Source organism: Streptomyces sp. NPDC050423 (assembly GCF_040655445.1).
Lineage (GTDB): Bacteria > Actinomycetota > Actinomycetes > Streptomycetales > Streptomycetaceae > Streptomyces.
Genome location: NZ_JBFAJY010000037.1, coordinates 74116 through 84808, shown reverse-complemented (window position 1 = coordinate 84808; position 10693 = coordinate 74116). Strand labels below are relative to the sequence as shown.

Annotated in this window: 11 protein-coding genes; 5 read left to right on the top strand and 6 right to left on the bottom strand. The window is 71.5% G+C overall.

What is annotated here, in order from left to right:
- Positions 1-136 precede the first annotated feature (136 nt).
- The 4 genes from ppk2 to AB0I52_RS25160 are packed head-to-tail and all read right to left on the bottom strand — an operon-like array spanning position 137 to position 3470.
- On the bottom strand, positions 137-1099 hold the full coding sequence (gene ppk2 / locus AB0I52_RS25175; RefSeq protein ID WP_363076146.1) for a polyphosphate kinase 2: 963 nt from the start codon (positions 1097-1099) through the stop codon (positions 137-139).
- A complete protein-coding gene (locus tag AB0I52_RS25170; RefSeq protein ID WP_363076144.1) occupies positions 1065-2036 on the bottom strand; it encodes a DMT family transporter in 972 nt (323 codons plus the stop codon). Before AB0I52_RS25170 ends, ppk2 begins: the two co-directional genes overlap by 35 nt.
- 33 nt (positions 2037-2069) lie before the next feature.
- The gene (locus AB0I52_RS25165) at positions 2070-2780 is read right to left on the bottom strand and encodes a winged helix-turn-helix domain-containing protein (protein ID WP_363076142.1); all 711 of its coding nucleotides are present in this window, start codon (positions 2778-2780) and stop codon (positions 2070-2072) included.
- A 15-nt stretch (positions 2781-2795) separates the two neighbouring features.
- Positions 2796-3470 (bottom strand): TetR/AcrR family transcriptional regulator C-terminal domain-containing protein, encoded by a 675-nt coding sequence (locus AB0I52_RS25160; protein WP_363076140.1) that lies wholly within the window; start codon positions 3468-3470, stop codon positions 2796-2798.
- Positions 3471-3533: 63 nt separating this feature from the next.
- Between AB0I52_RS25160 and AB0I52_RS25155 the strand changes: the two genes are divergently transcribed.
- From AB0I52_RS25155 to AB0I52_RS25145, 3 genes are all read left to right on the top strand, one after another.
- Complete coding sequence (locus tag AB0I52_RS25155; protein ID WP_363076138.1) at positions 3534-4685, top strand: acyl-CoA dehydrogenase family protein; 1152 nt, start codon at positions 3534-3536, stop codon at positions 4683-4685.
- Positions 4686-4782: 97 nt separating this feature from the next.
- Positions 4783-5073 (top strand): YiaA/YiaB family inner membrane protein, encoded by a 291-nt coding sequence (locus tag AB0I52_RS25150; RefSeq protein ID WP_362956435.1) that lies wholly within the window; start codon positions 4783-4785, stop codon positions 5071-5073.
- Positions 5074-5156: 83 nt separating this feature from the next.
- A complete protein-coding gene (locus tag AB0I52_RS25145) occupies positions 5157-5780 on the top strand; it encodes a TetR/AcrR family transcriptional regulator (protein ID WP_363076136.1) in 624 nt (207 codons plus the stop codon).
- Positions 5781-5802: 22 nt separating this feature from the next.
- Here the strand turns inward: AB0I52_RS25145 and AB0I52_RS25140 are convergent, their stop codons facing one another.
- Complete coding sequence (locus tag AB0I52_RS25140; protein WP_362956430.1) at positions 5803-6264, bottom strand: MaoC family dehydratase; 462 nt, start codon at positions 6262-6264, stop codon at positions 5803-5805.
- A 144-nt stretch (positions 6265-6408) separates the two neighbouring features.
- Here AB0I52_RS25140 and soxR point away from each other — a divergent pair, with 144 nt between their 5' ends.
- Entirely contained in the window at positions 6409-6891 is a 483-nt protein-coding gene (gene soxR / locus AB0I52_RS25135; RefSeq protein WP_363076134.1) for a redox-sensitive transcriptional activator SoxR, read from the top strand.
- Between the two features lie 78 nt (positions 6892-6969).
- On the opposite strand, the gene AB0I52_RS25130 is transcribed toward soxR, so the two are convergent.
- The gene (locus AB0I52_RS25130; protein ID WP_363076132.1) at positions 6970-7581 is read right to left on the bottom strand and encodes a hypothetical protein; all 612 of its coding nucleotides are present in this window, start codon (positions 7579-7581) and stop codon (positions 6970-6972) included.
- Between the two features lie 230 nt (positions 7582-7811).
- Between AB0I52_RS25130 and AB0I52_RS25125 the strand changes: the two genes are divergently transcribed.
- Complete coding sequence (locus AB0I52_RS25125; protein ID WP_363076130.1) at positions 7812-10676, top strand: penicillin acylase family protein; 2865 nt, start codon at positions 7812-7814, stop codon at positions 10674-10676.
- The last annotated feature ends 17 nt before the right edge of the window (positions 10677-10693 follow it).

Below are 10693 nucleotides of genomic sequence, written 5' to 3'. Positions count from 1 at the left end.
GGGCCCGGCGGTGTCCGGTGCGTGTGATCGCAAGGCGGAGGGTCGCCCCGATACTGGTTGTACCGGGGCGACCCCGACAACGCGGCGAGCGTGCGTGCCGGACACCGCCGGGCAGGCGGGACTTTCGAAACACGGCCTAGAGCACTGGCCGGCGGCTGTCGCGCGACCGGCCCGTGGGCAGCGGCCGGGCCGACGTCTCGCCCTTCTCGAACAGCTGGGAGGCCGGGCCCACGATCAGCGGGTCCGGCTCCCCGGCCACCGACGCGTCCTTGTCCGGGTAGTCGAAGCGGTGCAGCACGTGCCGGATCGCCTCCAGCCGGGCCCGCTTCTTGTCGTTGCTCTTCACCACGGTCCAGGGCGCGTCCGCCGTGTCCGTGTGGAAGAGCATCAGCTCCTTCGCCTCCGTGTACGCGTCCCACTTGTCGAGCGAGGCGAGGTCCACCGGGCTCAGCTTCCACTGCCGCACCGGATCGGTCTGCCGGGCCAGGAACCGGCTGCGCTGCTCGTTGCGCGAGACGGAGAACCAGAACTTCACCAGATGGATGCCGTCGCGCGCGAGCATCCGCTCGAACCCCGGGGCCTGGTGCATGAATTCGAGGTACTCCGGGGTCGAGCAGAACCCCATCACCCGCTCCACACCGGCCCGGTTGTACCAGGACCGGTCGAAGAGCACGATCTCCCCGGCCGCCGGGAGAGGGGCCACGTACCGCTGGAAGTACCACTGGGAGCGTTCGCGTTCGGAGGGCTTCCCCAGCGCCACCACCCGCGCGCCGCGCGGATTGAGGTGCTCGGTGAACCGCTTGATCGTGCCGCCCTTGCCCGCGGCGTCGCGCCCCTCGAAGACGATGACGAGGCGCTCGTCGTGCTCCTTGACCCAGTGCTGGAGCTTGAGCAGTTCGATCTGGAGGGCCCGCTTGGACTTGTCGTACGCCTTGCGGCCGAGCTTCTCGTCGTACGGGTAGTCCTCCCGCCAGGCGTCGTGGGAGGGGCCCCCGGGGGTCACCAGGGCCGGGCCGCCGCCGGTGGCCGCCACCGGTTTCCTCTTCTTCGCCTTCGTCCCCTTGCTACGTCCGGTCCGCAGCTCGGCGCTCCGCGTCATGACGGGGTCCCTCCATCGGCCGGACCGGATTCCTCCGTGTCGGACCAGTCTGCGGACGCATCCGGGACACCGCCACCCCGGCGAGGCAGAGCAGCCCGCCGCCGATCGTGAGCGGTGCGGGCACCTCGTCCAGCAGTAGCCACGCCATCAGCACGACGAGCGCGGGCACCGCGTAGGTGGTGGCGCCCATCCGCCCGGCGGTGGTGCGGGCCAGCGCGTAGGCCCAGGTGGTGAACGCCAGCGCGGTCGGGAAGAGGCCGAGATAGACCATGTTCAGCGTCGCGGACAGCGGCGCGTCGGCGGCGTCCGAGAGCAGCGCACCGGAGAACGGCAGGCACGCCACCGTGCCGACCAGGCAGCCGAACGTGGTGATCTGGAGCGCCGATCCATGCCCCAGCGCGGGCTTCTGGCCGACCACCCCGGCCGCGTACGCCACCGCGGCCAGCAGGCAGAGCCCCACGCCCAGGACCGAGGAGCTCCCCTTCCCCGACATGGAGAGCCCCACGACCACGGCGCCCGCGAAGGACACGGCCATGCCCAGCACCAGCCGGCGGGGCAGTCCCTCACCGAGCAGCCGGGCGCCGAGCAGCGCGATCAGGAGGGGCCCGATGTTCACGACCATGGCGGCCGTCCCCGCGTCCACCTGCTGCTCACCCCAGTTGAGCACCACCATGTACAGGCCGAACCACAGCAGCCCCGAGGTGATGATCCCCGGCCAGGCCGCCCGTGGGGGAAGGCCCTCGCGCCGTACGAGCAGGAGCGCGCCCAGGGCCAGGGAGCCGGTCAGCAGCCGTCCGAGGGCCAGTGCGCCGGGGGAGTAGGCCTCGCCCGCGCTGCGGATGGAGACGAAGGCGGAGGCCCACAGGACCACGGTGGTGCAGGCGGCGGCGGGGGGCCGCCAGTCGGAGCGTGGGGCGGGGGCGGGGATAGTCGTCATGGGCCTGACGGTAAGGCCGCGACGCTTCGGCGCCTACCGAATGGTGGCCGGCTCGATGCCCAGCCGCGCGGCCAGGGCCCGTTCCCCGTCCGGGGTGGCCCGCACCGCCCGTCCCGACCCGATCCGTACGCACCAGCCGGCCTCCAGCACGTGGCGGCACAGGGCGGCGCCCGCGGCCCCCGCCAGATGCGGCCTGCGCTCGGTCCAGTCCAGGCAGCTCCGTACGAGCGGACGCCGGGACCCGGTCTCCAGGGCGATGCCCAGCGCGCCGAACCAGTCGAGCCCCGCGTCGGTGAGCGCGAAGCCGGTGTCCTGCCGCAGCAGCCCCCGTACGGTCATGGCATCGGTGATCGCGAGGCCGATGCGGCCGGCGAGATGGTCGTAGCAGGTGCGGCCGCGGGCCATCGCGCTGTCGGCGCCGGCCGCGCCCAGGGTGCGCGGTGGGGCGGCGGTGCCGGGGGCCTCCCGGCCCGCCAGCTCCTCGACGAGGTGCGCGACCTGTTCGCCGGCGAGCCGCAGATAGCGGTGCCGGCCCTGCCGCTCCTCGGCCAGCAGCCCGCCCGCGACGAGCCTGCCCAGGTGCTCGCTCGCGGTCGAAGGGGCCACCGAGGCGTGCCGGGCCAGCTCACCCGCGGTCCAGGCCCGGCCGTCGAGCAGGGCCAGGCAGAAGGTGGCGCGGGTCTCGTCGGCGAGGAGGCCGGCCAGGGCGGCGAGCCGGGGTGCGGCCGGGTCGGGGTATGCCATGTGTTCCAGGATGCGTCAGGAACGCTTCGGCGCGGGCCGAACGGTCCCGGCCGCCGCGGGCGGCGCGTACTGGAGGCCGAGGCCGTCGATCAGCGCCCGCAGGCCCGTCTCGAACGCCCCCTCGTCGACCTGCTGGCGGCGCTCGGCCAGCAGGTGGGCCTGGCCGAGGTGCGGATAGTCGGCGGGGTCGTACGCGGTCTCGTCGTCCACGAAGCCCCGGGCGAAGGAGCCGAGTGCCGAGCCGGTGATGAAGTAGCGCATCAGCGCGCCGATGTACGTGGCCTGGGCGGGCGGCCAGCCCGCGCGGACCATGGCGCCGAACACCGCGTCCGCGACCCGCAGGCCCGCCGGGCGGCGGCCGGGGCCCTGGGCCAGCACCGGGACGATGTGCGGGTGCTCGGTGAGCGCCGCACGGTAGGAGACTGCCCAGTCGTGCAGGGCGGCCCGCCAGTCACGGCTGTCGGACTCGTCGAACATCGACAGATCGACCTGTGCGGAGACCGCGTCGGCGACCGCGTCCAGGATCTCGTCCTTGTTACGGAAGTGGTTGTAGAGCGACGGCCCGCTCACCCCGAGCTCGGCCGCCAGCCGGCGGGTCGAGACGGCGTCGAGCCCCTCGGCGTCCACGAGGGCACCCGCTGTCGCGACGATGCGGTCTCTGCTGAGGAGGGGCTTGCGCGGGCGGGCCATGCGGCACATAGTAGGGCCAGGTCATAAAACTAGCAGTGCTAATTAAAACTGGAGGGCCGACCGATGAACCTGGAGCTCAGCGAGGAGCAGGAAGCCGTCCGGCAGCTCGCCAAGGACTTCGTCGCCCGTGACGTCGCCCCGCACGTCGTCGAGTGGGACCGGGCCGAGAACGTCGACAAGTCGATCGTGAAGAAGCTGGGCTCGCTCGGCTTCCTCGGGCTGACCGTCCCCGAGGAGTACGGCGGCTCGGGCGGCGACCACCTCGCGTACTGCCTGGTGACCGAGGAGCTCGGCCGCGGCGACTCCTCGGTCCGCGGCATCGTCTCGGTCTCCCTGGGCCTGGTCGCGAAGACCATCGCCGCCCGGGGTGACGAGGAGCAGAAGCGCCGGTGGCTGCCGCGGCTGACCTCGGGCGACGCGGTGGGCTGCTTCGGCCTCACAGAACCGGGCACCGGCTCGGACGCCGGGAGTCTGACGACCAGGGCCGTGCGGGACGGCGGGGACTACGTCATCAACGGCTCCAAGATGTTCATCACCAACGGCACCTGGGCCGATGTGGTGCTGCTCTTCGCCCGCACCAACGACACCCCCGGCCACAAGGGCGTATCCGCCTTCCTGGTTCCCACCGACACGCCCGGCCTCACCCGTCGCACCATCCACGGCAAGCTCGGACTGCGCGGCCAGGCGACCGCCGAGGTGGTGCTGGAGGACGTCCGCGTCCCCGCCGCCACGCTCCTGGGCCCCGAGGGCAAGGGCTTCTCGATCGCCATGTCCGCCCTGGCCAAGGGCCGGATGTCGGTGGCGGCCGGCTGTGTCGGCATCGCCCAGGCGGCCCTGGACGCGGCCGTCGGGTACGCGGGTGAGCGCGAACAGTTCGGCAAGTCCATCGCCGGTTACCAGCTCGTCCAGGAGCTCATCAGTGACATCGCCGTGGACGTCGACGCCGCCCGGCTGCTCACCTGGCGGGTGGCCGACCTGATCGACCGAGGCGAGGACTTCGCCACCGCCGCGTCCAAGGCCAAGCTCTTCGCCTCCGAGGCCGCCGTCCGCGCCGCAAGCAACGCGCTCCAGGTCTTCGGCGGCTACGGCTACATCGACGAGTACCCGGTCGGCAAACTGCTCCGCGACGCCCGTGTGATGACGCTCTACGAGGGCACCAGCCAGATCCAGAAGCTGATCATCGGCCGGGCGCTGACCGGGGTCTCCGCGTTCTGAGACGCCCCGCCGCCGCGCGCCTCGAACGGGCGTCTGAGTACCGGGCTGAGTACGCGGACGGATGTCGTGTGCGCCGTGCCGCCGGATGCTGGGCGGCATGAGTGAGACGACATCGGTCAAGCAGCAGGGCACCGCCGCCTTCTACGGACAGGCCGTCGCATCCTTCGGGGTGGCGATGAGTGCGGTGGCTCTCGGGATCTACTTCCTCGACGCGGACGCCTGGGTGCGCGGGTTCCTCGCCATCGGCGTCCTCTACCTGGTCACGTCCTGCTTCACCCTGGCCAAGGTCATCAGGGACCGGCAGGAGGCGGGCCAGCTGGTCAGCCGGGTCGACCAGGCCAGGCTGGAGAAGATCCTCGCCGAGCACGACCCCTTCCAGAAGCTCTGACGATCTCAGCCACCGGACCCCTAAGCGCTTGCTCAGGATCGGGGTATGGTGTTCGTCCTGCTGACTGAGAGGGGCCACTGACGATGAGCACGGCGCAGGAGACCGACGGCGAGAACACGCCGTGGGCCGAAGTGACGCCCGAGGCCGCCCGGCGGCTCCTCGTCGCCGCCGTCGACGCCTTCGCCGAGCGCGGGTACCACGCGACCACCACCCGGGACATCGCGGGCCGCGCCGGAATGAGCCCCGCCGCGCTCTACATCCACTACAAGACGAAGGAAGAGCTGCTCCACCGGATCAGCAGGATCGGCCACGACCGCGCCCTGTCCGTCCTGGAGGCGGCGGCCGACGGTGAGGGCACGGCGGCCGAGCGGCTCGCCCGCGCCGTACGGTCCTTCGTCCAGTGGCATGCCGAACGGCACACCACCGCACGCGTGGTCCAGTACGAACTCGACGCCCTCGGCGCGGAACACCGCACCGAGATCATCGAACTCCGCCGCAGGAGCGACGCGGTGGTGCGCCGGATCATCGGCGAGGGCGTGGCGGCGGGGGAGTTCGACGTCCCCGACGTGCCGGGCACCACGCTCGCCGTGCTCTCGCTCTGCATCGACGTGGCGCGGTGGTTCAACGCCCAGGGCAGCCGGACGCCGGACGAGGTCGGCGAGCTGTACGCCGGCCTCGTGCTGCGCATGGTCGGGGCCGGACGGTGACGCAGTCGCCCCCCGGCGGCGTTCAGAAGTAGTAGCGCGACACCGACTCGGCCACACAGGCGGGCTTGTCGCCGCCCTCGCGCTCCACGGTGACGACCGCGGTGACCTGTACGCCGCCGCCCGCCTCCTCGACGCTCTTCAGGACGGCCGTCGCCCGCAGTCGCGATCCCACGGGCACCGTGGAGGGGAAGCGGACCTTGTTGGTCCCGTAGTTGATGCCCATCTTCATGCCCTCGACCCGCATGACCTGCGGCACGAGCGCCGGCAGCAGCGAGAGCGTCAGGTAGCCGTGCGCGATCGTCGTGCCGAACGGCCCGGTCGCGGCGCGCTCCGGGTCCACATGGATCCACTGGTGGTCGCCGGTGGCGTCCGCGAAGAGGTCGATCCTCTTCTGCTCGATCTCCAGCCAGTCGCTGTGTCCCAACTGCTCGCCCACTCCGTCACGCAGCTCCTGCGCGGAGGTGAAGATCCTCGGCTCTGCCATGTTCCTGGTCCCTGCCTTCCCGCTCCCGGCCAATCCGTCCCAGGCCGTGCCCAAGTCCTGTCTAAGCGCTTGCTCAGCATGGTTCGCGGGTGCGTTCCTGTCAACGACGGACCGGCCGGGAACCGGACACGTAGGGTTGGAGGGGTGCCCCAGATCCCACAGACGCTGCATGAACTCACGGTCGGCCAGCTCTCCGCGCGCAGCGGCGCCGCGGTTTCGGCCCTGCACTTCTACGAGGCCAAGGGCCTGATCGGCAGCCGCCGCACCAGTGGCAACCAGCGCCGCTACACCAGGGACGCGCTGCGCCGGGTCGCCTTCGTCCGTGCGGCGCAGCGGGTCGGCATCCCGCTCGCCACCATCCGGGACGCGCTGGCCGAGCTCCCGGAGGAGCGCACCCCCAACCGCGACGACTGGGCGCGACTCTCCGAGGCGTGGCGCTCCGAGCTGGACGACCGGATCGAACAGCTGGCGCGGCTGCGCGACCATCTCGCCGACTGCATCGGCTGCGGCTGCCTGTCGTTGGAGACCTGTGTGCTCTCCAACCCGGACGACATCTCCGGTGAGCGGATCAGCGGTTCGCGCCTGATGCCGGGCAAGGTCACGAAGCGGGCCCCGGGAGGCTGCTGAGGGGGCCGGCCGGGGTGTGGGTGATGCCCGTCCGGCAGTCGCGTGCCGCGTCGGACGCCGGGCGGGCCGCTCCGTCCCTCAGGCCACCGACGCCAGGTCGTCGATCCGGGTGCGCCGGGCCTTCGCCAGTGCCGCCCGGGTGAGTACGGGCCGCGGCACCGCGATCCCGCACCCGGTGCAGACCGGGCCGGACCACGGCTCGCTGTCCAGGTCCTGCCGCCAGGCGATCCGGGCCTGCGCGCACACCGGGCAGCCGGTGCCCGGCTCCGACTCCAGGGCGGAGATCAGCCGCGCCAGCACCTCCGCGAGCGGTGCCGCCGGGTGGACGGCCGGGTCGTCGCACCGCGCGACCCCGTTACCGCCCCAGGTGCGCCGGTGCCAGTCGTCGAACGCGCCCGGCCGGCGCAGTCCGTCGTGCTTCTCCCGCCGGCGGCGCTCGGCGAACCCCGCCTCGTAGCCCAGCCAGACCGCGCGGGCCGTCTCCAGCTCCTCCAGCGCGCGCATGAGGCGCACCGGATCGGGGGCCCGGTCCTCGGGCCCGATTCCGTGCCGGGCGCACAGGTGGTGCCAGGTCGCCCGGTGCCCGTAAGGGGCGAAGCGCTCCAGGCACTTGCGCAGCGAGTACCGCCGCAGTGCCAGGTCGCTCCGCGGATCGCGGACCTGTCTCGCAAGACTCCGGAAACCGGCCATTGCTCCGCCACCTCCGTCGCTCGTACTCCGTCGCCCGAACATCGGCGTCACTGAATAGACGTACGACTGCCCGGATCGGCTCCATCCAAGGGCGCGGCCGTCCATTGGGTGAGATGACCGATCGTCATGCGAGCGCATGTGGCGATTCGGAAAAGGTGACCGATGTTCACCTTACCGACGGGTCATACCGCCGGTAACCTCCGGCGCATCGGCCTCTCCGAGGAGCATGCATGTCCCCACGCACCGGCACTTCCGCCCGCACCGGCAAGTTCCGAGCCGCCACGATCGCGGCCGTTCTCGCACTCGGTGCCTCTCTGCTGGCCACCGCGCCCCACGCGGGCGCCGCCGAGCCCGATCCCGTACCCGTCACCGACTACTGCCAGGGGCAGTGCGACGACATCCTGCCGCCGGGCGAGAACGGCAACGCCACCCTCGTCGACATCCTCGGCAACAAGGCGTTCGGCACCCATCCCGCGCACAGCGACGACCAGCTCGACCGCTACGACGGGCTTGTCGCCGGGCACACCGGCCTCACCGACCAGAAGCTGACCGACTTCTTCAACGACGCCTCGTTCGGCGTCCCGAAGGACCAGGTCGAGTCCGTCACCTCGCCCCGCGACGACGTCACCATCACCCGCGACAAGGTGTCCGGCGTCCCGCACATCAAGGGCACCACCCGCTACGGCACCGAGTTCGGCGCCGGATTCGCGGCCGGGCAGGACCGGCTCTGGCTGATGGACCTCTTCCGCCACATCGGGCGCGGGCAGCTGACCTCGTTCGCCGGCGGCGCGCTCGCCAACCAGGGCCTGGAGCAGCAGTTCTGGCCGCAGGCCCCGTACACCGAGGCCGATCTCCAGGCCCAGGTCGAGTACATCAGGACCCACGAGGGCCCCCGCGGCGAACAGGCCATGGCGGACGCCCAGGCCTATGTGGACGGCATCAACTCCTACCGTGACAAGTCGAAGAAGGGCCGCTACTTCCCCGGCGAGTACGTCCTCACCGGCAAGATCGACGCCATCACCAACGTCGGTGAGATCCAGCCGTTCGAGCTGACCGACCTGATCTCGATCGCCTCCGTGGTCGGCGGCCAGTTCGGCGGCGGCGGTGGCGGCGAGGTACAGGCGGCACTCTCGCTGCTCTCCGCCCAGCAGAAGTACGGAGTCGCCGAAGGCACCAAGGTCTGGGAGTCGTTCCGGCAGCGCAACGACCCCGAGGCCGTGCTGACCGTCCACGACGGCACCTCCTTCCCGTACGCGAACAAGCCCGACAAGGCCGTCGGGACGGCGCTGCCCGACCCGGGCTCCGTCACCGCCGAGCCGGTCATCTACGACCGCACCGGCTCCGCGGGCACCAACGAGAAGGCCCCGGTGAAGGCCCCGGCCGGGCTCAAGAAGGCCCAGGGCATCTACGACGACGGGGTCATCCCGGAGGGCTCGCTCCCCGGCTCCGGCTCCGGCGCCCAGAAGCGCGGCATGTCCAACGCCCTGCTGGTCTCCGGCAAGAGCACCGCGAGCGGAAACCCGATCGCCGTGTTCGGCCCGCAGACCGGCTACTTCGCCCCGCAGCTGATGATGCTCCAGGAGATCCAGGGCCCCGGCATCAGCGCCCGCGGGGTCTCCTTCGCCGGTGTCGGCATGTACATCCAGATGGGCCGAGGCCAGGACTACGCGTGGAGCGCCACCTCGGCCGGGCAGGACATCACTGACACCTACACCGTCGAACTGTGCGAGCCCGACGGCTCCGCGCCCACCAAGAACTCCACGCACTACCTCGACCACGGCGACTGCACCGCCATGGAGAAGCTGGAGCGCACCAACTCCTGGAACCCGACCGTCGCCGACTCCACGGCGAAGGGCTCCTACCGGATGCGGGTGTGGCGCACCGGCTACGGCGTCGTCACCCACCGCGCCACCGTGGACGGCAAGCCGGTCGCGTACACCTCGCTGCGCACCACCTACCGGCACGAGGCCGACTCGATCATCGGCTTCCAGATGCTCAACGACCCCTCGTACGTCACCGACGCCGCCTCCTTCCAGCAGGCGGCGAGCAACATCGACTACGCGTTCAACTGGTTCTACGCCGACTCGCGCACGGCCGCCTACTACAACAGCGGCATGAACCCGGTGCGCGCCCCGGGCGTCGACCCGGCGCTGCCCATCAAGGCCGAGAAGGCGTACGAGTGGAAGGGATACGACCCGGCGGCCAACACCGCCGAGTACACCCCGTTCGCCGAGCACCCGCACTCCAGCGGCCAGGACTACTACGTGTCCTGGAACAACAAGCAGGCCGAGGGGTACGCCTCCGCGGGCTTCGGGCTCAGCGCGGTGCACCGGGCCGACCTGCTCGACGGGCGGGTGTCGAAGCTGGTGGAGGAGGGCGGCGTGACCCGCGCCTCCCTCACCCGGGCGATGGCCGACGCCGCACTCACCGATCTGCGCGGCGAGCAGCTGCTGCCCGAGCTGCTGAAGGTGATCCGCTCCCAGCCGGTCACCGACCCGGAGCTGAACGCGGTGGTCCAGCAGCTGGACTCCTGGCGGGCGGCGGGCGCCCAGCGCAAGGAGAGCAGCCCGGGTTCGCACGCGTACACCTACGCCGACGCGGTACGGATCATGGACGCGTGGTGGCCGAAGCTGATCGACGCGGAGTTCGGGCCGGGGCTCGGCGACGACCTGTACGGCGCGCTGACCGCCAACCTCGCCACCGACGAGTCCCCGGCGGCCAGCCACGGGCCGAGCGGCGCGCACAGCGGTTCGGCCTTCCAGTACGGCTGGTGGGGCTTCGCCGACAAGGACCTGCGCCAGGTGCTGGGGCAGCCGGTCAAGGGACCGCTGGCCAGGACCTACTGCGGCAACGGCGATCTGAGCAGCTGCCGTGCGGCGCTGCTGTCCTCGCTGAAGCAGGCGGCGGCGGTTCCGGCGGCCGAGGTCTACCCGGCCGACGACAACTGCAAGGCCGGTGAGCAGTGGTGCACCGACTCGATCATCCACCGGGCACTGGGCGGGATCGCGCAGAAGGCGATCCACTGGCAGAACCGCCCCACGTACCAGCAGGTCGTGGAGTTCCCGGCGCACCGCCAGGGCGGGTTTCGGAAGTAGCGCCGTCCGTCCGAAGG

What these genes read in the sequence shown, in the direction of transcription:
- AB0I52_RS25125 (WP_363076130.1), top strand. Translation starts at nt 7,812, where the DNA reads ATGTCCCCACGCACCGGCACTTCCGCCCGCACCGGCAAGTTCCGAGCC.
- AB0I52_RS25160 (WP_363076140.1), bottom strand. Translation starts at nt 3,470, where the DNA reads ATGGCCCGCCCGCGCAAGCCCCTCCTCAGCAGAGACCGCATCGTCGCG.
- AB0I52_RS25130 (WP_363076132.1), bottom strand. Translation starts at nt 7,581, where the DNA reads ATGGCCGGTTTCCGGAGTCTTGCGAGACAGGTCCGCGATCCGCGGAGC.
- AB0I52_RS25145 (WP_363076136.1), top strand. Translation starts at nt 5,157, where the DNA reads ATGAGCACGGCGCAGGAGACCGACGGCGAGAACACGCCGTGGGCCGAA.
- AB0I52_RS25150 (WP_362956435.1), top strand. Translation starts at nt 4,783, where the DNA reads ATGAGTGAGACGACATCGGTCAAGCAGCAGGGCACCGCCGCCTTCTAC.
- ppk2 (WP_363076146.1), bottom strand. Translation starts at nt 1,099, where the DNA reads ATGACGCGGAGCGCCGAGCTGCGGACCGGACGTAGCAAGGGGACGAAG.
- AB0I52_RS25165 (WP_363076142.1), bottom strand. Translation starts at nt 2,780, where the DNA reads ATGGCATACCCCGACCCGGCCGCACCCCGGCTCGCCGCCCTGGCCGGC.
- AB0I52_RS25155 (WP_363076138.1), top strand. Translation starts at nt 3,534, where the DNA reads ATGAACCTGGAGCTCAGCGAGGAGCAGGAAGCCGTCCGGCAGCTCGCC.
- AB0I52_RS25140 (WP_362956430.1), bottom strand. Translation starts at nt 6,264, where the DNA reads ATGGCAGAGCCGAGGATCTTCACCTCCGCGCAGGAGCTGCGTGACGGA.
- AB0I52_RS25170 (WP_363076144.1), bottom strand. Translation starts at nt 2,036, where the DNA reads ATGACGACTATCCCCGCCCCCGCCCCACGCTCCGACTGGCGGCCCCCC.